Source organism: Bifidobacterium simiarum (assembly GCF_002802905.1).
Classification (GTDB): Bacteria; Actinomycetota; Actinomycetes; order Actinomycetales; family Bifidobacteriaceae; genus Galliscardovia; species Galliscardovia simiarum.
In genome coordinates, this window is sequence record NZ_PEBK01000001.1 from 138,248 (window position 1) to 162,032 (window position 23,785).

A 23,785-nucleotide genomic window follows, 5' to 3' on the forward strand; every position below is an offset into this window, starting at 1 on the left:
ATGTAGGCGGTATATGTAGGCGGTATCACGCAACAAGGGCATAAGGGAGACCACATATGGCATCGCAGTCACCGGACACCGAACAGCTCGCCTGGGATCTCGACGGCGACGGGCAGGTCGGCGCCGACGACACGCTCTCCCGCTTCGAGCCGGGGTCGGAAGGCTGGATCGCCGCGCTTTCCGCCACCGACGCCGACGCGATGAAGCTGGACGCGCTCGACGTCACCACGATGAGCACCGAAGCGGCCGCCCGCCTGTGGACCCGCGTGGCCGCATGGGTGGAATCCGATCAGATCGCCTACTACATCGACGACGCGCCCGTCTCCTCCGACGCCGCCTACGACGCCCGCCTGCGCTGCCTCGAACGGCTGGAGGCGGCGTTCCCCATGCTCGACACCCCGCAGTCGCCCACCCACCGCGTAGGCGGCACATTCTCCAACGACTTCGCGTCGGTGCGCCACCCCAGCCGCATGATGAGCCTCGACGACGTGTTCAGCATCGAAGAGCTGCGCGACTGGTACGATTCGGTGATCCGCGACCTCGACTGGCCCGAAGGCAAGCCGCTGCCCATGACCTGCGAGGTGAAGATCGACGGTCTGGCACTGAACCTGATCTACCGCAACGGCGTGCTCGAACAGGGCCTGACCCGCGGCGACGGCGTGACCGGCGAGGACATCACGCTCAACGCGCGCACGATCTCGAACATCCCGCAGAACCTCGAGGGCGATCCGGCCGACATCCCCGACATGGTGGAGGTACGCGGCGAGGTGTTCATGCGCTTCGACGACTTCCATGCGCTCAACGAGCGGGCCGAGGCCGAGGGCAAGACCCCGTTCGCCAACCCGCGCAACGCGGCCGCCGGGTCGCTCAGGCAGAAGGACCCGCGCATCACCGCCACGCGCCGGCTCACGTTCTACGCGCACGGCATCGGCACGCTCGACTGGGGCGCCGACCATCCGCGCGGCACCCACGACGCGGTGCACAACCAGTCCGAGGCGTACGCGCTGTATGCCAAATGGGGGGTGCCGGTCTCCCCGCACAACCGTGAGGTCACCTCGTTCGTCCAGATCATCGACATGATCGACTACTACGGCGAGCACCGGCAGGACATCGAGCACGCGCTCGACGGCATCGTCGTGAAGGTCGACGACCTCGGCTTGCAGCGGCGGCTCGGCGCCACGTCGCGCGCCCCGCGCTGGGCCATCGCCTACAAGTACCCGCCCGAAGAGGTGAACACCGAACTGCTCGACATCACCGTGCAGGTGGGCCGCACCGGCCGCGTGACCCCCGTGGCCGTGCTGAAGCCCGTGTACGTGGCCGGCTCCACCGTGGCCCGCACCACGCTGCACAACTCCTCCGAGGTCAAGCGCAAGGGGGTGCTGATCGGCGACACCGTGGTGGTGCGCAAGGCCGGCGACGTGATCCCCGAGCTCGTCGGCCCCGTGCTGGAACGGCGCAAGGGCCGCGAGGAGCGGCTGCGCGAGTTCGTGATGCCCGAACACTGCCCGAGCTGCGGGGCGAAACTGGCCCCCGCCAAGGAAGGCGACAAGGACATCCGCTGCCCCAACGTGGAAAGCTGCCCCGCCCAGCTGACCGAGCGGATCATCAACCTCGCCTCCCGCAAGGCCTTCGACATCGAGCATCTGGGCGATCAGAGCGCCATCGCGCTGACCAATCCCGAGGCCGACCGCCCCGATTCTGTGGACACCTACGATCCGACCCGGCATGAGATCATCGTCGGACCGGGGGAGGAGCCGCAGCCGTACGAGCCGCCGGCCGGACTGCTCCTGCCCGACCCGCAGACGCCGACGCTGACCAGCGAGGCCGGACTGTTCGACCTCGCCGTCGACCGGCTGCGCGACGTGTACGTATGGCGTGAGATCCCGATCATCGAAGTGCGCGAGGACGTGAACCCGAAGACCGGTAGGCCGCGAAAGAAGCGCAGGCGGGTCGGCGGATCCGGCCTGTGGTATCGCACGCCCGCGTTCTGGACGGCCCGCACCGACGCGAAGAAGATCACTGGCAAGACCCCGGCCGAGAACATCCGCGCCGACTATCCGGCGTACGAAGTGCCCGCCGACGCGGTGATCGTGGACCATGTGACCCGTCGTCTGCGCGGCGGGGATGTTGTGGAGCAGCCGGTGTACGTGAGGCCGGGGGAGAACACCCGCAAGATGCTCGACGAGATCGACAAGGCCCGGTCCGCGGATCTGTGGCGGGTACTCGTGGGGCTTTCCATCCGCCGTCTCGGTCCGCCCACCGCGCGCCTGATCGCCTCCCAGTTCGGCTCTTTGGAGGCGATCGAGCAGGCGGGTGTGGACGATCTGCTCGAGATCGACGGCATCGGACCGGAGATCGCCGAATCCGTGGTGCGGTGGTTCGAGGCCGCCCGCGACCCCGAGGACTGGCGCGGTCGTACGCTGGCCGCATGGCGTGCCGCCGGAGTCGGCTCGCATGTGGAGACGAACGACGACCCGCAGACACTGGAGGGCATGACCGTGGTGGTCACCGGCTCGTTGGAGGGCTTCAGCCGCGACGGCGCCAAGCAGGCCATCATCGACCACGGCGGCAAGGCCGCAGGATCGGTGAGCAAGAAGACCACGTACGTGGTGGTCGGTGCGAACGCCGGATCCAAGGCCGCGAAGGCCGAGGCGCTGGGTGTGCCCATGCTCGACGAGGCGCAGTTCGCGCGGCTGCTGGCCACCGGGGAGCCGGGTGAGCCTGCCGATTCGGCGGGTGCTGATTCGGCGGGTGCTGAGGAGGCCGATTCCTCCACAAGCTCTGCGGAATAACATCTGGAATGTTCGAACCGGTTCACGGTAGGGTGGAGGCTATGTCTGCAACGAATCGCGTGGGAATGACCGATGTCATCGAAAGAAACGTCCGTACTCGTCTCAGCCGGGTCATCGACCCGGAGCTGGGCAAGTCCATCACCGATCTGGGAATGATCACCGGCATCGAGGCGGTGCCGCGCGACGTCATCGACTCCGGACGGTCCGTGGTCGACGTGACGATCAAGGTGGAGCTCACCGTCGAAGGATGCCCGCTCACCCAGACGATCATCGACAAGATCAACGAGGCCGTCACCTCCTACCCGGCCGCCACGCTCGTGCCGCACATCGACGTGGCCTCGATGAGCCGCGAGAAGCTCACAGGCCTCGTCAACGATCTCAAGGCCCAGCGCAAGGAGAACCCGTTTACCAAGGCCGGCTCCAAGACCCGCATCTTCGCCATCGCCTCCGGCAAGGGCGGCGTCGGCAAGTCGTCGGTCACCGCGAACCTCGCCGCCACGTTCGCCGCGCTCGGCTACGACACCGCGGCCATCGACGCCGACATCTACGGCTTCTCCCTGCCCACCCTGTTCGGCACGCACAGCCAGCCCACCAATTTGAACGGCATGCTCATGCCCGTCACCGCATGGGGGGTCAAGCTCATCTCCATCGGCATGTTCGCCGGCGCCGACCGGGCGATCCTGTGGCGTGGGCCGCGCCTGCAGCGCTCGCTCGAGCAGTTCCTTTCCGACGTGTGGTGGGGTGAGCCCGACGTGCTGCTGCTCGATCTGGCGCCCGGCACCGGCGACATGGCGATCTCCGTGGCGCAGGCCCTGCCGAACGCCGAGCTCGTGGTGGTCACCACCCCGCAGCCCAGTGCCTCCGACGTGGCGGTGCGCGCCGGACTCGTGGCCCTGCAGGTGCCGATGCAGGTGCGCGGCGTGATCGAGAACATGAGCTACTACGAGCACCACGGCGAGAAGCTGCGCATCTTCGGCGAAGGCGGGGGAGCGCGCGTCTCCGAACAGCTCACCGAGGCACTGGGCCACGACGTGCCGCTGCTCGGGTCGCTGCCGCTGGAGCCCGAGGTGCGCATCGACGGCGAAGCCGGCCGCCCCGTGGTGCTGAACCCCGACGGCACCCTGGCCGACACTCCCCTCGCCGCCCAGTTCCGCGACATCGCCCAGCAGCTCATGGCCTAAGCGCAGGCAGTGCGTCGTTCGACCACCCCCAGTCTCGCTGCGGGAGCTGTCGGCTGAGCCGACTGGGGGTGGTCGAACGCAGTATCACCGGTCGGATGAGGTGTTTTGATGACGGTGGTCGTTCATTATGGCGTGACATGGTGCGGATACCGTCACCGGGTGCGTCCGCACCCTGTCACGCGGTTCGAAAACCGTTGCAATTCCAAGGGTTGTTATCGTGTGTCACCGGGTGCACCCGCACCCTGTGACACATCATGAACCCTGTCACGTGGTACCCGCGCCCGGTCACGGAGCGAGTGATCAAATATGCCTGGCGTGTCTGGCGAGGGTCCTCCACCCGTCATGGCGTTGCACGGGTCCGATTCAGGTCTCGGAAGTGTCGTCCATACTCGACATTTTTGGTGTTTACAGGGTGAAGTGTCGAGTATAGACGACATATGCGCTCATAAGTGAGATGCACATGATGCGGTGGAGGTCGGTGGTGACGGTGCGTTGCTCGGCCACCCCCAGTTCGCCTGCGGGTGCAAGGTCTATTTTGTCTTCCCTTGGGAAGGTGGCCGGCGAAGCCGGTCGGATTAGGTGACGAATAAAGCCGTGTTTCAGTTCATACTCCTGTCGAACGAACAGTCCAGTAGGAGTATTCGTGGCAGTGCGCCTTTACCGGGCGCACGTCGCATAAAACGTCGGGAGCTGTCGAGCGAAGCGAGACCGGGGTGGCCGAATCCCATCACACGGCGGTTCAATTACTCCGGGCTTCCCCCTTGGGGGAAGCTGTCGGCGAAGCCGACTGATGAGGGCGATGGACGAAGCAGTAAATTAAGTCACGCCTCGCTCGCCACCTCATCAGTCAGCCTGACGGCTGTCAGCTTCCCCTCGAGGGGAAGCTCAATAAACTAGAGCGACTTCCAGGCCACGCCTTCGCCGCGCCAGCCGGCACGCTGCACGGCGACATACTCGCCGTAGCTCATCGTGTATACGTGCTCGCCGGAATTCCTGTTGTACAGGCGGTACACGTTCTTGCCGCTCGACGGCGCGTACCAGGCGACGCCCTCGTTTTTCCAGCCGAGGCGCACGAGCATGTCGTGCTCCGCCTTGTTGAGGGTCCAGTTGTGGTTGCCGGTCCTGCGGTTGTACTCGCGGTACACCGGACGGGCGCCGGGCGTGTCCTTCGACACGGTGATGAACGAGGCGGCCTTGCGGCTCTCGTCACGCCAGCCCAAGCGCACGAGCATGTTCTTCTCCGCCTTGTTCGTCGTGTAGTGGTGCAGACCGGACCGACGGTTGTACACGCGGTACACGGGCACCTGCCTGACGGCCGGCTTCGACGGCGCGTTCTTCGTCCACCGGGCGGTCAGCGTGATGTTCGCCGTCACCCCGCGGTTGAAGTCCCACTTCGCGTTGCCGTAGTACCAGCCCGCGAACGTGTAGCCGCTGCGGGTCGGGGTGGCCGGCTGCTTGACCTTGCCGCCGTTGGCGACCTTCTGGGAGGCCACCTTCGAACCACCGTTGCTGTTGAACGCCACCGTACGGTACACGACCGGCGTCGGGTTCTTCGTCCACTGGGCCGTCAGCGTGATGTTCGCGGTGACGCCGCGGTTGAAGTCCCACTTCGCGTTGCCGTAGTACCAGCCCGCGAACGTGTAGCCGCTGCGGGTCGGGTTGGCCGGCTGCTTGACCTTGCCGCCGTTCGTGACCTTCTGCGAGGTCACGGCCGAACCACCGTTGCTGTTGAACGCCACGGTGCGGTAGGTCACCGGCTCGGCGTTCTTCGTCCAATGTGCGACCAACGTAATATCGCTGGTAACTGCGCGGTTGAAGTCCCACTTCGCGTTGCCGTAGTACCAGCCCGCGAAGGAGTATCCCCATCGATACGGCTCCAACTGCGGAGCTTTGTCACCATCTTTGACATATTGATCTTCGAAAGGAGTACCGCCCCTAGCATCGAAGCTTACGGTGTGATACACGGGTTCAGGTATGTTGAAGTAAACGTAAGCCTTAAGTATGCCCGCATACTTATAAGAAACCAAGGCGTATGAATAATCGGATTCGCTCACAATAGGGGAGATGACTCCAGAAGGCGAAATCTTGCCTCCTTCGATGTCGGAGACTTTGGATACATCAAACCATGGAATCAATTTTTTCAGATCTAGCGAAGAGCCTTCGACTGAATAAGAATTCCCCTCATTCAGTGGTTGATTCCATCCTTTTACGGCAAGTATGGTGGCTGCATTTTCTCCGTCGTTCCGCATGCTTTCTCCGGGGTTGACACCATCCATGTCAACTCCAGAGATCAACAAAGTCGTTAGCTTCTTGTTATGTGTTACATCCACAGAAGCCAGACGAGTTCCCTGAATATGCAACTTCTCCAACTGAGTATTATGTGACACATCCAATGTCGTTAGAGGAGTTGCTGAAACATCCAGATCAGTCAGATTCACATTGTGCGACACATCCAGAGAAGACATGCGGTCTGAACCGATTTTCAATCGATCCAATTTGACGTTATGCGATACATCTAGAGAACGTATAGGAGTCAAAAACGATGAATCATTTTCGTTTTCGCTGCCGGCGATCTCCAGCAATGTCAAATTACGGTTTTTTGATACGTCTAAAGATGCTAGATGAGTTCCATAAATCAGTACCTTAGTTAGTTGGGTATTATGTGACAGATCCAAAGAAGTCATTGGAGCCTTCAGACTGTCAATTCGCAAAAACGTCAGCTGGGTATTATGCGACAGATCCAAAGAAGACAAATGATCTGAGCTAATAGTCAGTTCTTGTAGTTGCGGATTATGCGACACGTCTACTGACTGCAGGCTGCTGTCGCCTATATATAGTTGTGTTAGTTCCTCGGTATGAGGAAGAGCCAAGGAGGTCAGACTCGAAGCATCTGCCGTGGGATCTATGAACAATCTCTCCAACATGGTGTTGTGAGATGCATCCAGAGATTTACCGGTATACCCATTAAGATCAAGCGATCTTAAATTGGGGAAAAACTCAATGCCTTTTGCGGAAGTGTAAGAAACATCCTGATTGTTGATGCTGTAGCCGCCGTAAATTTCCGTTACTTGGCTTCGCTCTGATGCGCTTAATTTTCCATTACCATTTACATCAAACTTCTTGGACACGTATTTCCGGAAATTGCTATCGGGGAAATTCGTGGCGTTGATGAGAACGTCACCGGTGGCTGCTGATGCGTTGCCGGATATCTTTGAGGCAGATGCTGAAGCGGTGGTCTTCGTGTTAGATGAAGTCGGGGCGGCGGAAGATGCCGCAGCACCCTCCTCCGCGGCATTGGCCACGGCCCCCATCGGTAGCAGCATCGCCACTGACGCGACCGCGCCGATGCCCAGTTTCCATAGCCTGCTTGAATGTGCAGGAGTTCCTGTACTCATGGTCGAACCTTCCTTTCGGTGTTCTCTTCGATCCCATGGTGTGGGCCGAATCCGCAGGCCCATGCCGTCATGGGATGCTGCCGGATCGTCTTTCCTGGCCTTCTCGCCGAACGGCAGCGTCACTGTCGATTCAAACGAGCTTTACCGTACGAACAATCAGACAACACCCCCTATGCTGTCACCCCCCCCCGACGGTGATTGTGAATGGTTTGAAATGAATGGTTACGACTTCGTGTTTACCCCTTTTAGACATATCTTACCCACCACAACTACGTAACCGGCCCCCATTGGTTGACTGATGTTCACGGTGCGTTCATCTTGCGCTCTCCCCAATGCCGAATCGTTGCCGGACAATGGGAATACACACATCCCGCCGGATCGCCGCCGACGCCGGGAAGATCCGGCCACCATCGGCGCAGACCAACTCGACGGGGAACGGAAAACGGGAGATGCGATGGTCCAGGCGCGGCGAATGGCACGAATGGCACGGGCAATACGGGCGGTACGGAAGATACGCGATGTCGTCGGTTCGATGAAGTCCCTCGGCCGCGATCCGATGAGCCCCCACGGCCACGGCACAAGCCCCCACGGCCACGGCGCGGACCCCCGGGCGGTAAGGCCCCAGACATTCGACTCACGCAGGCCCCGGGCGCTGACCGCGCTGGCCGCCGCGCTGGCCATGACCATGGCGCTCGCCGGCTGCGGCGCCGGCTCCCCGGGTGCGTCCTCGTCCTCGTCGGGCGGATCGAACGGGTCGAACACCTCCGATTACGATCCGAGCTCCACGGCCAAACCCACCGTCACCAACAACGGCAAGACCGAACAGTACAAGCCGGCCGAAGGCTCGGCCACCGCCACCTTGCGGATCGCCTCCGGATCGGAGAACAAGGAGGTCTCCGCCGCCATCCAGAAGGCCGTCGACGATTCCAAGGTCGCCGTGACCATCGACTACATGGGTTCGCTCGACATCATGAAGGCGCTGCAGGCCGGCGGCCGCAACTACGACGCCGTATGGCCCGCCTCTTCGATGTGGATCTCCATGGGCGACACCAAGCACGTCGTCAAGGACGCGAACAGCACGTCCGTCACCCCGGTCGTCTTCGGCATCGCCAAGTCCAAGGCCGTCAAGCTCGGTTGGGCCGACTCGTCCGGCAAGACCAAATCCGTAAGCACCAAGGACATCATCGCCGCGGTCAAGTCGAAGCAGCTGAAGTTCTCCATGACCTCGGCCACGCAGTCCAACTCCGGCGCCTCCGCCTATCTGGCGTTCCTCACCGCCATCGTCGGCGCCAACCGCGCGGTCACGGCCGCCGACCTCAGCAACGCGAACGTGCAGGCCAACGTGCAGACCCTGCTCTCCGGCGTGGACCGATCCTCCGGCTCCTCGGACTGGCTCAAGGACATGGTCGTCGCCAATCCCGGCCGGTTCGACGCGATGGTCAACTACGAATCGCTGGTCATCCAGACCGACCGGTCGCTCACCGCGAAATCCAAGGACCCGCTGCTGGCCGTCTACCCGTCCGACGGCATCGCGGTCTCCGATTCGCCGCTCGGCTATGTGGATCGCGGCCAGAAGCTCAACGACGCCTACGGCAAGTTCAGTGACGCCCTGCACTCCAAGGATTCCAAGCTGCTGTTCGAACGCGCCGGCCGCCGCACCGGTCTCGGCGGCACCCTCACCAACAAGGACGACGCCAAGGTGAAAGAGGCGTTCCGTGCCGACTGGGGCATCAACACCAGCGCCGAAACCCTGAAGGCCATCCCCATGCCCGCCGCCGGAGTGATCAACAGCGCGCTCACCGTCTACCAGACCATGCTGCGCAAGCCCAGCTGGACGGTGTGGGTGGTCGACTACTCCGGCTCCATGTACGGCTCCGGCAAGGACGGCGTGGTCCGCGGCCTCAACGCCGCGCTCAACCCCGCACAGGCCAAGCAGGCCCGCATCGAACCGGGGTCGAAGGACGTGAACATCCTCATCCCGTTCTCCAGCGACGCCAGCGTGGCGGCCAAGACCGTCGGCTCCGACACCACGCAGGTGCTCTCCGAAGGCCAGAACACCGACCCCATGGGCGGCACCAACATCTACAAGGGACTCGAACTCGCCCTTCGGAACATGCCCTCCGACCGCAGCGCCTACACCACCGCGATCGTGCTCATGACCGACGGCCAGTCGCAGACCGGCGACAAGGACGCGTTCACCTCGCTCTACCGAAGCCAGGGCAATGACGTGCCGATCTTCTCGATCATGTTCGGCGACGCCGACCCCTCGCAGCTCAAGGAGCTCGCCTCCCTCTCCAACGCCAAGGTGTTCGACGGACGCAGCGAGGACCTCGCCACCGTGTTCCGCGAAGTGAAGGGATTCAACTGATGGTGGGTACCATACTCGCCTTCATCGCCGGTCTCGCCCTCGCCGGCGTGACCTTCTGGATCAGTGGGGGAGGGCTGCTCGGCCTCGGCGCCTCCGCCGTGGTGGCCGTGCTCGGCTACGTGGGGGTGAGCTACCTGACCGCGCCGGAACGCAAGATCGGCCAGCTGCTCGCCTCGGCGATCCCCAACGGGCAGCAGGCGGCCGACACCCTCGACCGGGCCCGCTCCTGCGTCGACGACATGCAGCGGCTGATCGCCCGCACTCTCGACCCGCAGGTGCGCAAGGAGGCCGACGACATCGTCGTGGCCACCGGCTCGCTCATCCGGTTCGTGGAGGCCAACCCCTCCTCGTACGACACCTTGCGGCATTTCATCAACGTCTACGGCGGCCAGAGCCTCAAGCTGCTGCGCGGGTACGTGGACGTGGAGCACGCCGGCGCCCCCGACCAGACCGAACGGGCCAAGGCCGAAACCATCGAGGCCCTGCAGGTGCTGGAGAAGACTGCGGCCGGCGAGCTCTCCCACGCCGTGGAGTCCAAGCGGCTCGCCCTGTCCGCCGACTCTGACGCGATCGTACGGCTGGCGAGCATGGACGGGTACACGGCCGATCGGGAGACTGCCGACGGATACGCGGCCGGTGGGAATACGGCCGGCGGACACAAGGCTGGCGGATACGTGGCCGGTGGATATGCGTCCGGCGGGAATGACGATCATGGAAAGGAACAGGCATGAAGCTGTCGAAATCAAAGACCATCGGTCTCGCCGCGCTGCTTGCCGTGGTGCTGATCATCGGCGGCATCACCGTGTTTCGCAACTGGCAGACAAGCAACGCGCCCAAACCGGTCGAAACGCAGAGCGTGACCGGATACCTCGGCGGCGAGAAGATCAGCCTGTTCGAGGACGCCGGGTTCGCCAAGCTCGCCGCCTCGCACGGCATCAACGTCGACTACCGCAAGGCCGGATCGCTGGCGATGATGGACGCCGACCGCAAGGGCATGGACTATCTTTTCCCCTCGTCCAAGGCCGCCGTGGAATACGGCAAGGCCAAGGGGGTCGACACGTCACGGGCCGACATCGTGTTCAACTCGCCGATCGTGCTGTACACGCACAAGCAGGTGGCCGACGGACTGGTCAAAACCGGTCTGATGAGCAAAAGCGGCAACGTGTACCACATGGACATGGCCAAGGCCGTGGACGCGATGCGCAACAACAAGACCTGGGCCGACGTCGGCTGGTCGTCCGGATACGGTCAGTTCCGCATCGACTCCACCGATCCGGTGAAATCCAACTCCGGCAACGAGTACGCGGCCCTGGTGGCCACGGTGCTCAACGGCGGGCAGCCCGCCACGTCCGCGTCGATCGACCGGGACCGTGCCGCGATCAAGTCGATCTTCGACAAGTCCGGGTGGATGGAAACCAGTTCGGAGGACAGCTTCAACCAGTTCCTCACGCTGGGCGTCGGATCCAAGCCGATGATGATCGGCTACGAAAGCCAGATCCTCGACCTCGCCGCCAACCAGCCCGACGCGTGGAAGCAGGTGAAGGATGACATCGTGATCGCCTACCCCACGCCCACCGTCTGGTCCACGCACATGCTGATCCCGTTGGACGACAAGGGCGAGAAGCTGCTGACACTGCTCAGGAGCGAGGACATGCAGAAGTACGCGTGGGAGCATCACGGATTGCGGTCCGCGAACTACGTGGGCACCGATCCGATCAAGCGGTTCGGCGTCTCCGGCACGGTGGACCAGATCCCCGCGGTGAGCGAACTGCCCAACAACGACGCCATGCAGAAGCTGATCGGCGTGCTCTCCGGCAAGTAAGCGGTGAAACGATGACCGGCGGGTGCGCACGGACCGTGCGGACATCAACCGGGCAGGAAACGGCCTGAATAGAAAGGAACGGCCATGAAGGAAATCAGTCTCAGTGATCTGACCGGATCGAAGACGTCCGGCGATCTTACGGCGACGACGGGGGATGCGGCTTCGATGATCGAAGCGGATGCGGCCGATTCCTCGGCGGCGGCCCAGCTGGCGAAACTGCCCGAGGCGGATCGCGCCCGCGTGGAGCAGATGGCGAATTCGCTGGATCTGACCCGCGACGGCATTGAATCCAGCTACGGCAAGGACGTGCAGCGCGCCACATCCACGTTCGCCGACGACATTCTCTCGCGCACGCGGTCGAAGGACGTGGGCGAGGCCGGCGAACTGCTGCAGGGGCTGCTCACCACGGTGGATGAGGCGGAGCTCGGCGCGGTCAAGCGCATTCCGATCATCGGCACGCTGGCGGTGAACATCAACAAGCTGCGCCGGCGCTACGAGAAGGTCTCCTCGCAGATCGACGACATCGTCGGCCGGCTGGAGCGCTCGCAGACCCAGCTGGTCTCCGATATCTCGCTGTTCAACACGATGTACGACCGCAACGCCGAGCAGTATCGGGAGCTGAAGATCACCGTGCTGGCCGGCAAGAAGGCACTGGACGATTTCAACGCCAACCAGCTGCCGAAGCTGGAGGCCGAGGCGCAGGCCAGCGGCGACCCGATGCAGGCGCAGGTGCTCAGCGATTTCAAGAGCAAACTGGAGCGCTTCGCCAAGCGGCTGGACGATCTGGACCGGGTGAGCGTGATCTGCCTGCAGACCGCGCCGCAGATCAAGATCATCCAGAATGCGGATCAGATGGTGTGCGACAAGATCGATACGACGATCTCCACCACGATTCCGGTGTGGAAGAGCCAGATGGTGATCGCGCTGGGTCTGGAGAACCAGCGTCAGGCGCTTGATCTGCAGAAGAAGACCGACGATGTGACGAACAAGCTGCTGGAGCGCAACGCCCGAGCCCTGCATCAGGGCGCCGTGGACGCGGAGAAGGCGAACCAGCGTTCGGTGGTGGATATCGAGACGCTGGAGAAGGTGAACGCCGAGCTGATCTCCACGTTGAAGGAGACCGTGCAGATCCAGCAGGAGGGCAAGGCGAACCGTGCGGCCGACGAAACGAAGATGCGTCAGCTGGAAAGCGACCTGAAGACCGCGCTGATCGAAAACGCCCAGAGTCTGGGCCGCTGAGCCTGAGTCGCTGAGTCCTGGGTGTTACGCGGGTGCTTCGTTCGCCCTCATCAGTCGGCTACGCCGCCAGCTTCCCCCAGAGGGGGAAGCCTGAAAGGACCGGGATCTTGCCTTCCCCTTGAGGGGAAGGTGGCCGGCTTTGCCGGTCGGATGAGGTGACTGCAAACACCAAAGGGTGGTGTCCATTCCATGAAATCGGAGAGGACACCACCCTTTGTTATTCGGGCGACGGCCGCAGGCCCATCGCCCCAACCGTTTCCTTGAAGTGAAATAGCGCGTGCGGTTTCAAGGCGTGGGAGACGAAGGCGCTGAGCCGTGAAACCGGCAGTCCGGTGGACTGCCGGTAGGCGATGCGAGCGGCCTCTGCAGGCCGCGAGGGCGCGTAGCGCAGGTACGTCGAACCCTCTGCAACGCCGCAGACGCTCCGCTATTTCACTTCAAGGCTTTGGCGCCGATGTCGTGGCGATAAAACAGTCCCGGCGTTTCCACCGCGTCGATGATCGCGTACACCTTGTCCTGTGCGGCTTGGAGGGTGTCGGCGGTGGTTTCGACGAGGAGGACGCGACCGGAGTTGGCGATGAGCTGGTCGCCCTGTTCGCCGGTGGTGGTGACGCCGGCGTAGTAGATGTGGGTGTCGGGGTCGTCGATGGTGAAGGCGGGGATGTGGGCGCCTTTGATGACGTTGGTGGGGTAGCCGTCGGAGGCGAGGACGACGCCGAGGGTGGCGCGCTGGTCGTCCCAGGTGAATTCGGGGGTGCCGCCGGTGAGGAGGGCCCAGATGCCGGCGCCGAGGTCGGAGGTGAGCTTGGGGAGGACGACTTCGGTTTCGGGGTCACCGAAGCGGGCGTTGAATTCGATGACCTTGGGGCCGTCGGCGGTGGCGATGAGGCCGGCGTAGAGGATGCCGTTGAAGGGGGTGCCTTCGTCGACCATGGCGGCGGTGACGGGGCGGACGATCTTGTCGATGGCTTCGTCGATGACGGACTGGGCGATCTGGGGGACGGGGCTGTAGGCGCCCATGCCGCCGGTGTTGGGGCCCTTGTCGCCGTCGTAGGCGCGCTTGTGGTCCTGGGAGATCGGCATGGTCCAGAATTCCTTGCCGCGGACGAAGCTCATGAGGGAGAATTCCTGGCCTTCGAGGAATTCTTCGATGACGACGGAGGCACCGGCGGCACCGAAGCGGTGGTCGAGGAAGATCTCTTCGAGGGCGCGGATGGCGTCCTCTTCGGTCATGGCGACGGTGACGCCCTTGCCGGCGGCGAGTCCGTCGGCCTTGATGACGATCGGGGCGCCCTTGGCTTCGACGTATTCCTTGGCCTTGTCGAAGTCAGAGAACGTGGCGTAGGCGGCGGTGGGTACGCCGTGACGCTGCATGAGCTCCTTGGCGAAGGTCTTGGAGCCTTCGATCTGCGCGGCCTGCTTGTCAGGGCCGAACGCGGGGATGTTGGAGGCGGCGAAGTCGTCGACGAGTCCTTCGATGAGGGGGACCTCGGGGCCGACGAAGACCCAGTCGATGTCGTTCTGCACGGCGAAGTCGACGAGGGCGGCGTGGTTGGATTCGCTCAGTTGGATGACGTGGATGCCGTCCGCGACCATGCCGGGGTTGCCGGGTGCCACGTAGACGTCGTCGACGCTGGCTCCCTTGAGCAGGGTGTGGGCGATGGTGTGTTCGCGCGCGCCCGATCCGACGACCAGAACCTTCTGTCCCATGATGTTGCTGTTCCTTTCAGCTGCTGTATGCCGTTGCGTTGTACGTTTTGCTGTCGTGTGCCGGTGCCTGTGAGGGTCGGCCGGCCGTCGGTCAGTCGTGCAGGGTGATCTGCGAACCGTCGGCGGACTTGACGATGGAGCCGAGCACGTAGGCGGCTTCGTCGTGCTCCTTGAGGATGGCGAGGGTTTCGTCGGCGCGGTCCTTGGCGACGGCGAGCACCATGCCGATGCCCATGTTGAAGATGTTGTACATCTCCTTGTGGTCGATGTCGCCGGCCTTTTCGAGCACGTCGAAGATCGGCAGGACGGGCCAGGTGCCGAGCTGGATGTCGGCGGCGAGGCCGCCGGGGATCATGCGCGGGATGTTTTCGATGAAGCCGCCGCCGGTGATGTGGGCGACGCCCTTGACCACGCCGGCCGTGAACAGCGGCTTGAGGGTCTTCACGTAGATCTTGGTGGGGGTGAGCAGCACGTCGCCGAGCTTGGCGCCGCCGAGTTCCGGCAGTTCGGTGTCGACGGTGTAGCCGGCCTGCTCGAACAGGGCCTTGCGCACGAGGGAGAAGCCGTTGGAGTGCACGCCGGAGCTGGGCAGGCCGATGAGCACGTCGCCGTCGGTGATGGTGGAGCCGTCGACGATGGCGGACTTTTCGGCCACGCCGACGGTGAAGCCGGCGAGATCGTATTCGTCTTCGTCGTACATGCCGGGCATTTCGGCGGTTTCGCCGCCGATGAGGCCGGCTTCGGCCTGCACGCAGCCGTCGGCCACGCCGGCGACGACCTGTTCGAGCAGGGCCGGGTCGTTCTTGCCGCAGGCGATGTAGTCGAGGAAGAAGAGCGGCTGGCCGCCCTGGGCGGCGATATCGTTGACGCACATGGCCACGCAGTCAATGCCAATGGTGTTATGCTTGTTGGCCATCTTGGCGACGACGAGCTTGGTGCCGACGCCGTCGGTGCCGGAGATCAGCACCGGCTCCTTGTAGCCGAGCGAGGCGAGATCGAATAGGCCGCCGAAGCCGCCGATGCCGCCGACGACGCCGGGGCGGTTGGTGCGGGCGACGTGGGACTTGATGCGCTTGACGACTTCGTATCCGGCTTCGACGCTGACGCCTGCGTTCTCGTACGCTTTGGGCATGATGAACCTTTCTTGGGTGTTCCCTGAGGTGGGGCTCCCCGAACGGGAGCTGGATGATGAACGGGGGATTGGGGATGTCGGTGGCGTATGGCTCACCGAGGGGTGCCGGAGCCGAGGCTCCGGCGGCGGCTGGTTGTTGGCGGTTATTCGCCGGACTCGAGTCCGTGCTGGCAGGAGTACTCGTTGCCTTCGTAGTGGCTCTTGTTGAGCGCGAACTGCGGAAGCTTGACGCGGTCCTCCGGGGTCAGGGACTTGAGGAAGTCCTGCTCGTAGTCGTCGAGGGCGGTGGGGTAGTCGCCGTTGAAGTAGGCGACGCACAGGCCGCCGTACGGGGCGTCCGCGCCCAGGCCGATGGATTCGACCAGACCGTCGAGGCTCAGGTAGGAGAGGGAGTCGGCGCCGATGAACTCGCGGATCTCCTCGACGCTCTTCTTGCCGGCGATGAGCTCCTTGGTGGTGGAGATGTCGATGCCGTAGAAGCAGGGGTATTTCAGCGGCGGGGAGCTGATGCGCATGTGCACTTCGGCGGCGCCTGCCTCCTTGAGCAGCTGGACGATGCGCTTGGACGTGGTGCCGCGCACGATGGAATCGTCAATCACCACGACCTTCTTGCCCTTGACCACGCCGCGCACGGCGGAGAGCTTCATGCGCACGCCCTGTTCGCGCAGTTCCTGCGTGGGCTGGATGAACGTACGAGCCACGTACTGGTTCTTGATCAGGCCCATCTCGTTGGGCAGGCCGAGCTCTTCGGCGTAGCCGGAGGCGGCGGAAAGGGAGGAGTTGGGCACGCCGATCACCATGTCGGCGTCGGCGGGGGCCTCCTGCGCGAGGCGGGCGCCCATGCGCTTGCGGGCGGAGTGCACGTTCACGCCGTAGATGTTGGAATCCGGGCGGGCGAAGTAGATGAACTCCATCGAGCAGATGGCCAGCTGGGTCTTGTCGGTGTACGTGTCGATGGTGTAGCCGTCGTCGTTCACCACCACGATCTCGCCGGGGCGGATGTCGCGCACCAGTTCGGCGCCGACGATGTCGAGCGCGCAGGTTTCGGAGGCGAGCACGTAGGCGCCGTTCTTCATGCGGCCGAGGCTCAGCGGTCGGAAGCCGTTCGGGTCGAGTGCGCCGATCATGGCGTCCTGCGTCATGATCAGGTAGGCGAAGCCGCCGTGGACGGTGTTGAGCGCCTCCTTGAGCTTGTCCATGAAGGTGGGCTGGCTGGAACGGCGGATCAGGTGCATGAGCACCTCGGTGTCCGAGTTGGAGTGGAAGATCGCACCTTCGTCCTCCAGCTTGCGGCGCAGGCTGGGGCAGTTGGTGAGATTGCCGTTGTGGCCGAGGGCCATGTCGCCATCGTGGAAGCGGAAGATGAACGGCTGGATGTTGTCGGTGGTGCCGCTGCCGGCCGTCGCATAGCGCACGTGGCCGATGGCCTTGTCGCCCTTGAGTCGTTCGATTTCGCGTTCGTCGCCGAACACCTGGGTGAGCAGTCCCAGTCCTCGGTGTCCGATCAGATGGCCGTGGTCGTTGGAGACGATGCCGGCTCCCTCCTGACCGCGATGCTGCAGCGCATGCAGACCGAAATAGGTGAGACGGGCGGCATCCGGATGACCCCAGACGCCGAAGACGCCGCACTCCTCGTGAATGTCTTCCAATTCGGCGGACAAGCCTAGCTCCTTCATATAGAGTTACCGTGAGGATTCAATCATCCCCACGTTATCAACCGCGCAATACAACCGACGCCCCGTCGTGGTGTGAACTACGTTGTCCCCCTCGAGCGGCATAATAAGAACTGCTAATTCCCAGTAAGAGCGGACTCGTTAGCCGCTTTGAATGCTAAGCAGATTTCTGCAGGGGCGGGCCGAAAGGTCCGCCCCGTTTTTCGTTGTAAGCCTTCCTTGGGTTACGGGCCAAGATGTGTGTCCGGCAATCCGATCGGTCAATGGGGACTGCGGGGACGTGACAACGGTTAGGCCCCACAGCAGGTCGTCAGGGTTGGAGCGTGACCGGGGGCGTTGGGGATGTGACGAGGTGCGTTGGGGGTGTGACAGGGTGCGGGACGCGTCACAGGGTGCGGGTGCACCGAGTGACGCCACCTGCACCCGGTGACACACAATCCGCACCCGGTAACGCGCAGCCCGCACAGGCTCGGACAGGAGGCGCTTACTGCCGTAACGGCAGGCGAGTCGAAACAGACACACATTTTGGCCTATAACCCACTTCTTTGATAGCATGTTGCGAGTAGCGAGGAGGCATAAATGACTAAACGACCATACAAATTGGGGATTGATGTTGGTCTCAATTCAGTGGGGCTTGCGTCAATCGAAGTGGATAATGAGGGTGCTCCGATTCGCATTCTGAATATGCAAAGTGTGATTCATGATGGTGGCGTTGATCCGGAAAAGAACAAGGAGGCCATCACTCGAAAGGCAATGTCTGGCGTGGGGAGACGAGTACGAAGGATGCGTCGCCGTCGCCGGGCCAGACTACAGAGGGTAGATTTGGCTCTTGAGCAGGCCGGGTATCCAATTATCGAGCCCGAATCGCTGACATTGCCTTTCGAAGAGTGGCAGGTCAGGAGCGATCTGGCGACACACTACATCGAGGATGATGAGATTCGTCGTGAAGACATTTCGATCGCTGTTCGGCATATCGCCCGTCATCGTGGTTGGCGCAATTCCTACAAGCGAGTGGATTCTCTGCTGCCTGATGTCCCGTATTCCAAACAATACGAGGAATTGCTTGATCGGGCAGAGGAAAAGCTCGGGAAAACACTGCCTCAGGAACTCACTCCAGCGCAGATCGTGCATGCGGTGCTGGCCAACGGCTTCACTGAGGCGCCTCGGCTGCGTACCAAGGTGAATACCGCTGAGAAAGTTTCAGTTCAGGGATTGCTACCCGTGCGCATGATGCAGGAGGACAATGCGAATGAGCTCAAACGCATTTTCGAAGTACAACGAGTTCCCAAGGAGGAGTGGCTGCCGATCTTCCGCGAAGTGTTCCATGTGGTATCCCCGAAAGGCTCGGCCGAATCCCGGGTCGGGCGTGATCCACTGGACCCCAGCCAGCCACGCGCGTTGAAGGCGTCTCTGACGTTTCAGCGCTACCGGATCATTAATGTCGTCACCAATCTGCGAATCTTCGAAAACGGGATGGAACGACCGTTGACGGTTGATGAGCGACAGATGGTGTTCGATAACCTCTGCACGCCGTCCAGTGACGATATTACGTGGTCTGATGTGGCGGAATTGCTGGGATTGAAGCGCAGCCAGATTCGCGGCGTAGGTAAACTTACTGAAGACGGTGAAGAACGTATCGCTACGAGGCCGCCTCGTTTGACGTCTATCCAGCGTATCTATGCTGCCGAGCCGAAGATTCGCAAGCCATTGCTACGTTGGTGGAATGATGCCTCGGAGGGGTCGCAGGAGGCAATGATTCGCCTGTTGACCAACACGGTGGACGTCGATCGAGTTCGGGACGATCTTGATTATGCCGAAGCCATCGAATTCATCGACACGCTCGACGATGACGGTTTGACGCGTTTGGATTCCATCGATCTGCCTGCCGGTCGCGCCGCATATTCGGTAAGCACCTTAACGAAGCTCACCGAACGCATGCTGACTGCCGAAGACGATCTACACGAGGCTCGAAAATCGATGTTCGATGTGTCGGATAATTGGCGGCCGCCGTCAGATCCCATCGATGCGCCGTTGGGTAATCCTGCGGTTGACCGTGTACTGAAGATCGTGAATCGGTATCTCATCAATTGCCAACGGCGATGGGGGGATCCCGTCACCGTGCAGATTGAACATGTCCGCAATTCATTGGGCTCCGTAGCCTCTGCCCGAAAAGCCCAGAGAGAGTATGAGCGGATCAACGAGCGACGATTCGCTTCCCGACAGGAACTGGAAAGGAAACTGCGGGAGGATGAGTCTCAGGACAGTGTGCGTAATTCTGACATACGTCGCTTGGAGGCTGTGCAGAGACAGAACGGCCAGTGCCTGTACTGCGGCTCGCCGATTACGTTCCGAACCTGTGAGATGGATCATATCGTGCCTCGTAAGGGTGCTGGATCCACAAACACGAGGACCAATCTTGCGGCCGTTTGTGCCGAGTGCAATCGAATGAAGTCCAACATCCCGTTTGCCGTGTGGGCGAGGACATCTGCTGCACGCGACCGTGAGGTGAGCCTAAGCGGTGCGAAGAAACGCGTCGATGCGTTTCTTGCGGATTCGGGTGCGTCTCCGCGGGAACAGCGTGCCTTCCACCAGGCCGTTAAGGCACGACTGGAGCAAACCGAGCAGGACGATCCGATCGACAACCGGTCCATCGAATCAGTGGCATGGATGGCGGACGAACTTCATCGACGCATCGATTGGTATTTCAATGCCGAGAGGTATCGGAATGATGCGCCTGAGGACTCCTATGCATCTGTGCCGACGACGAAAGTCTGGGTGTTCCAGGGAAAGGTGACTGCTCTTGCCCGTAAGGCAAGCGGTATCGAGGGCAAGATTCATTTCATTGGAGCGAAGACGAAGACGCGTCTGGATCGCCGTCATCATGCGGTTGACGCCGCGGTGATCGCGATGATGAACCATGCGGTTGCCCAGACGATGATGGAACGGGATTCCATGCGTGAATCTCAGCGTCTCACGAGGAGAACTTCGGGTGAGGTGTCGTGGAAGGAGTATCCGACACCGACCGACAGCGGATATGCCTCATATCAACAATGGCTGTCATCCATGGACAGACTGCTGGCTCTGATGAACGAGGCATTGGATGAGGACCGGGTGCCGGTGAGCCAATGGCGACGGTACTCCCTCGGCAATTCAATCGTTCACGACGCCACCATTCATAAGTTGGTCAAGTTGCGCCTGTGCGAAGCCATGGATGCGGATCTGATTCGGCGGGCTTCCACCCCGGCACTGTACTGTGCGCTTACGCGATTGCCGGATTACAGTCCCGTCAAGGGGTTGCCAGCCGATGAGTCGCGTAGCATCACCGTGAACGGGCAGAGGGTTTCCACTCAAGAAACCGTCGGATTTTTTGCGTCCAAGGCAGCTCAAATTGCCGTACAGGGAGGATCCGCTGACATTGGATCGACCATCCATCACGCGCGCGTCTATCGATGTTGGAAGGCGAATGCCAGAGGCGTACGCAAGTACTTCTATGGCATGATTCGCGTGTTCCAGACGGATCTGCGATATTCACGACATGATGATCTTTTCTCGGTGGCCCTTCATCCGCAGTCGATTTCCATGCGGTATGGCGAACCGAGAACGGTACAAGCCGTGCAGGAAGGGCGTGCGGAATATCTGGGGTATCTGATCGTCGGTGATGAAATCGAGCTGGACCTCTCGGCTGCTCCGCTCAGCGGACAGATCGGAGAATTCATGCAATTCTTCGACGGGATGAACGATGAAGGGCGTAATGCTTGTAGGAGATGGGTTGTGGATGGGTTCTATTCTCCATCAAAGTTGCGTTTGCGTCCGAGGATGTTGGCTTCAGAAGGATTGAAGAAGCTAACGGAATTCGGAAATATCGAAATTCCCGACGGTGTCGACAAGATTATTAATCGTCAAGGATGGTTTCCTGCAATTGGAGTAATCGATCGATATCGGCCTCGCATAATCCGGCGTAACGCATTCGGGGAGCCACGCTGGACGTCATCATCCGGTTTGCCGGTCTCATGGTCATGGCCGGAATGAGGTGAATGATCATGCAGAGCCAGTGGAGAGTGATTGATTGTACCAAGCTCCAAGGAAGGATCTCGTATGTTCGCGGCAACATGCGGATACGCCGGGATGGGAATGAAGGTACGGCGGACGTTCCACTAGCTCAGGTGGCGGTCGTTCTGCTGGGTCTGCGTGTGGACTGTTCTGCCGCGGTCTTGCATGAGATGGCACGGTTCGGCGTGTCCGTCATGCTGTGCGATTGGCGTGGAGTGCCGGATGCGGCGCTCCACGCCTGGACCGATCTTCCCACGACGGTTACGCAGCGTCAACTGGCTCAGGTAGGCATGTCCGTTCCTCGGAGGAAGAACGCGTGGGCGCGCATCGTCCAGTCGAAAATTCGAGGTCAGGCGGCATGTCTTGATGCTCAGGGCATCGGAGGAGGAGGTGTTCTTCGTGCTATTGCCGCTTCCGTCAGATCTGGTGACCCCTCGAATTGCGAGGGACAGGCTGCCCGAGAATATTGGAAACGAGTATTTCCTAAGGATCTGTCATTCTCCAGAATTCCAGGTAAGGGGAGTGGCCGAAACGCGCAATTGGATTATGCGTACACGGTACTGAGAGGATTCACGATCAAGGCGGTCATCTCCTCCGGGCTGATTCCATCGATCGGTGTGAATCATCATGGTCGAGGAAACTACTTCTGCTTGGCTGATGACCTATTGGAAGTGTATCGCCCCGCTATTGATTATTCGGTAGCACAACTCGAATCTACGGATTCGTTGAACGACAAGGACGTTAAGAGATATCTGGTGGATTCGGTGAACCAGCAATTCAACGGCACCGGATTGACCATTCCCAGCTCATTGAATGATTTCGCGCAACAGTTTGGTCTGTACTGCGAGAAGAAGATCGACCGATTGCCGGTTCCGGAATATGTGGGGGCATGATGAAAACGGATGAGGATAGTGGTGGTATGTGGTGTCTGGTTATGTTTGATTTGCCTGTGGCGACGAAGCTACAGAGAAAATATGCGACTGATTTTCGTAATTTGCTGCTTGATATGGGATATTGCATGGTGCAGTTCTCCGTATATGCGCGGTATACGCCTACTCAGGCCGGGAACAGGGCTACGGTTCGTGCCATCAAGGAGAATCTTCCTCCCAAAGGCATGGTACGTGTTCTGCATATCAGCGACCATCAATGGTCATCTGCTCTGAGATTTTCGGGTCTGCAACAGGATGAATCCAAGGAAACGCCCGAGGTATTTACGCTTTTTTGAATGGAAAAGCCCTTGAAACCGTTGAAAAATAACCCCTCCTGATGGGCTAACAAGTCTATCAAGAGGGGTGAATGCTAATTCCCAGCTGATCGCATCGGTGATTTGCGCCGAGGACAAGTCTATCAAGAGGGGTGAATGCTAATTCCCAGCCTCGCGTCCCTTGGGTTCATGGCGTGGCCAAGTCTATCAAGAGGGGTGAATGCTAATTCCCAGCACACAACACGACTAACGGGTATGCTAGCCAAGTCTATCAAGAGGGGTGAATGCTAATTCCCAGCTCCTTATCGGTGTAGCCGTGTTGGTCAACAAGTCTATCAAGAGGGGTGAATGCTAATTCCCAGCGAGCTGGGCCCGTACCGTGTCCAGTGTCCAAGTCTATCAAGAGGGGTGAATGCTAATTCCCAGCTGGTCGGTACTTTCCGCTTACAGCCATCCAAGTCTATCAAGAGGGGTGAATGCTAATTCCCAGCTCTCCTTTACCGTGGTCTTGTTTGGGGTCAAGTCTATCAAGAGGGGTGAATGCTAATTCCCAGCGCGTCGTTGGAATACCGTGCGCAAGTGGCAAGTCTATCAAGAGGGGTGAATGCTAATTCCCAGCACACGAGCCCCGGCAAGCTGGTTGGAACCAAGTCTATCAAGAGGGGTGAATGCTAATTCCCAGCAAGGTCTCCTTGGCGCGTCGTTCCGCGTCAAGTCTATCAAGAGGGGTGAATGCTAATTCCCAGCGGACGAGAGGCGCATCGACCGGGGGTCGCAAGTCTATCAAGAGGGGTGAATGCTAATTCCCAGCACGTCTGGAGGCTGACGCCGCCGACGTCCAAGTCTATCAAGAGGGGTGAATGCTAATTCCCAGCTGGTTCGATCGACGTAATGCCATCGGTGCAAGTCTATCAAGAGGGGTGAATGCTAATTCCCAGCCGTTCCTAGCGGGTGGGTGTGTGAGGTCCAAGTCTATCAAGAGGGGTGAATGCTAATTCCCAGCCTCTTCGAGGAGGCGATTGGTGATGCGCCAAGTCTATCAAGAGGGGTGAATGCTAATTCCCAGCGACAGTCGTGCCTATGAGGTTTGCGGACCAAGTCTATCAAGAGGGGTGAATGCTAATTCCCAGCATGCGAGTTCCCCCACGTAGGCGTTGCGCAAGTCTATCAAGAGGGGTGAATGCTAATTCCCAGCCCGTGTTGTGCGTGCGGGGAGCAC

At 61.0% G+C, this 23,785-nt stretch carries 14 protein-coding genes and 1 CRISPR repeat array (1 of these 15 only partly in view); of the genes, 10 read left to right on the plus strand and 4 right to left on the minus strand.

Features of this window, described 5'->3' with window-relative positions; genetic code table 11:
- Positions 1-56 precede the first annotated feature (56 nt).
- Together ligA and CSQ87_RS00490 are read left to right on the plus strand one after the other, a co-directional pair.
- Complete coding sequence (gene ligA / locus CSQ87_RS00485; protein ID WP_100511893.1) at positions 57-2,792, plus strand: NAD-dependent DNA ligase LigA; 2,736 nt, start codon at positions 57-59, stop codon at positions 2,790-2,792.
- A 65-nt stretch (positions 2,793-2,857) separates the two neighbouring features.
- The gene (locus CSQ87_RS00490; RefSeq protein ID WP_100511894.1) at positions 2,858-3,973 is read left to right on the plus strand and encodes an Mrp/NBP35 family ATP-binding protein; all 1,116 of its coding nucleotides are present in this window, start codon (positions 2,858-2,860) and stop codon (positions 3,971-3,973) included.
- A gap of 893 nt (positions 3,974-4,866) precedes the next feature.
- On the opposite strand, the gene CSQ87_RS11065 is transcribed toward CSQ87_RS00490, so the two are convergent.
- Positions 4,867-6,897 carry an InlB B-repeat-containing protein gene (locus CSQ87_RS11065; protein WP_341476077.1) on the minus strand — a complete coding sequence of 677 codons (2,031 nt, stop codon included), beginning with the start codon at positions 6,895-6,897 and terminating at the stop codon, positions 4,867-4,869.
- 259 nt (positions 6,898-7,156) lie between these two features.
- Here CSQ87_RS11065 and CSQ87_RS11070 point away from each other — a divergent pair, with 259 nt between their 5' ends.
- The 5 genes from CSQ87_RS11070 (at position 7,157) to CSQ87_RS00515 (ending at position 12,797) form a co-directional block, all read left to right on the plus strand.
- The gene (locus CSQ87_RS11070; protein ID WP_243388796.1) at positions 7,157-7,645 is read left to right on the plus strand and encodes a hypothetical protein; all 489 of its coding nucleotides are present in this window, start codon (positions 7,157-7,159) and stop codon (positions 7,643-7,645) included.
- Positions 7,646-7,849: 204 nt separating this feature from the next.
- Positions 7,850-9,736, plus strand: coding sequence for a vWA domain-containing protein (locus tag CSQ87_RS00500; RefSeq protein WP_243388767.1), 1,887 nt, complete (start codon positions 7,850-7,852; stop codon positions 9,734-9,736).
- Positions 9,736-10,467 carry a 5-bromo-4-chloroindolyl phosphate hydrolysis family protein gene (locus CSQ87_RS00505; RefSeq protein WP_100511896.1) on the plus strand — a complete coding sequence of 244 codons (732 nt, stop codon included), beginning with the start codon at positions 9,736-9,738 and terminating at the stop codon, positions 10,465-10,467. The genes CSQ87_RS00500 and CSQ87_RS00505 overlap by 1 nt, the downstream gene beginning before the upstream one ends.
- A complete protein-coding gene (locus CSQ87_RS00510) occupies positions 10,464-11,558 on the plus strand; it encodes a substrate-binding domain-containing protein (RefSeq protein ID WP_100511897.1) in 1,095 nt (364 codons plus the stop codon). The genes CSQ87_RS00505 and CSQ87_RS00510 overlap by 4 nt, the downstream gene beginning before the upstream one ends.
- Positions 11,559-11,642: 84 nt before the next feature.
- The gene (locus CSQ87_RS00515; RefSeq protein ID WP_243388768.1) at positions 11,643-12,797 is read left to right on the plus strand and encodes a toxic anion resistance protein; all 1,155 of its coding nucleotides are present in this window, start codon (positions 11,643-11,645) and stop codon (positions 12,795-12,797) included.
- A gap of 432 nt (positions 12,798-13,229) precedes the next feature.
- Here CSQ87_RS00515 and purD read toward each other — a convergent pair whose 3' ends face one another.
- From purD to purF, 3 genes are all read right to left on the minus strand, one after another.
- Positions 13,230-14,507, minus strand: coding sequence for a phosphoribosylamine--glycine ligase (purD, locus tag CSQ87_RS00520; protein ID WP_100511898.1), 1,278 nt, complete (start codon positions 14,505-14,507; stop codon positions 13,230-13,232).
- A gap of 91 nt (positions 14,508-14,598) precedes the next feature.
- Positions 14,599-15,639, minus strand: a complete 1,041-nt coding sequence (gene purM, locus CSQ87_RS00525) for a phosphoribosylformylglycinamidine cyclo-ligase (RefSeq protein ID WP_100511899.1) — start codon at positions 15,637-15,639, stop codon at positions 14,599-14,601.
- A 143-nt stretch (positions 15,640-15,782) separates the two neighbouring features.
- Complete coding sequence (gene purF / locus CSQ87_RS00530) at positions 15,783-17,300, minus strand: amidophosphoribosyltransferase (RefSeq protein ID WP_100511900.1); 1,518 nt, start codon at positions 17,298-17,300, stop codon at positions 15,783-15,785.
- A 591-nt stretch (positions 17,301-17,891) separates the two neighbouring features.
- Here purF and cas9 point away from each other — a divergent pair.
- The 3 genes from cas9 to cas2 are packed head-to-tail and all read left to right on the plus strand — an operon-like array spanning position 17,892 to position 22,587.
- Positions 17,892-21,341, plus strand: coding sequence for a type II CRISPR RNA-guided endonuclease Cas9 (gene cas9, locus CSQ87_RS00535; protein ID WP_100511901.1), 3,450 nt, complete (start codon positions 17,892-17,894; stop codon positions 21,339-21,341).
- A gap of 11 nt (positions 21,342-21,352) precedes the next feature.
- Positions 21,353-22,255, plus strand: a complete 903-nt coding sequence (cas1, locus tag CSQ87_RS00540) for a type II CRISPR-associated endonuclease Cas1 (RefSeq protein WP_100512196.1) — start codon at positions 21,353-21,355, stop codon at positions 22,253-22,255.
- A complete protein-coding gene (cas2, locus tag CSQ87_RS00545) occupies positions 22,255-22,587 on the plus strand; it encodes a CRISPR-associated endonuclease Cas2 (protein ID WP_100512197.1) in 333 nt (110 codons plus the stop codon). The genes cas1 and cas2 overlap by 1 nt, the downstream gene beginning before the upstream one ends.
- Before the next feature lie 50 nt (positions 22,588-22,637).
- Positions 22,638-23,785: direct repeats of the CRISPR family, unit length 36 nt; unit sequence CAAGTCTATCAAGAGGGGTGAATGCTAATTCCCAGC; it runs 40 nt beyond the window's last position.

Coding starts and splice junctions, on each gene's coding strand:
- CSQ87_RS00505 (WP_100511896.1), top strand. CDS start 9,736: ATGGTGGGTACCATACTCGCCTTCATCGCCGGTCTCGCCCTCGCCGGC.
- CSQ87_RS00500 (WP_243388767.1), top strand. CDS start 7,850: ATGGCACGGGCAATACGGGCGGTACGGAAGATACGCGATGTCGTCGGT.
- cas2 (WP_100512197.1), top strand. CDS start 22,255: ATGAAAACGGATGAGGATAGTGGTGGTATGTGGTGTCTGGTTATGTTT.
- purD (WP_100511898.1), bottom strand. CDS start 14,507: ATGGGACAGAAGGTTCTGGTCGTCGGATCGGGCGCGCGCGAACACACC.
- ligA (WP_100511893.1), top strand. CDS start 57: ATGGCATCGCAGTCACCGGACACCGAACAGCTCGCCTGGGATCTCGAC.
- CSQ87_RS00515 (WP_243388768.1), top strand. CDS start 11,643: ATGAAGGAAATCAGTCTCAGTGATCTGACCGGATCGAAGACGTCCGGC.
- CSQ87_RS00490 (WP_100511894.1), top strand. CDS start 2,858: ATGACCGATGTCATCGAAAGAAACGTCCGTACTCGTCTCAGCCGGGTC.
- CSQ87_RS11065 (WP_341476077.1), bottom strand. CDS start 6,897: ATGTTGGAGAGATTGTTCATAGATCCCACGGCAGATGCTTCGAGTCTG.
- purM (WP_100511899.1), bottom strand. CDS start 15,639: ATGCCCAAAGCGTACGAGAACGCAGGCGTCAGCGTCGAAGCCGGATAC.
- cas1 (WP_100512196.1), top strand. CDS start 21,353: ATGCAGAGCCAGTGGAGAGTGATTGATTGTACCAAGCTCCAAGGAAGG.
- cas9 (WP_100511901.1), top strand. CDS start 17,892: ATGACTAAACGACCATACAAATTGGGGATTGATGTTGGTCTCAATTCA.
- CSQ87_RS00510 (WP_100511897.1), top strand. CDS start 10,464: ATGAAGCTGTCGAAATCAAAGACCATCGGTCTCGCCGCGCTGCTTGCC.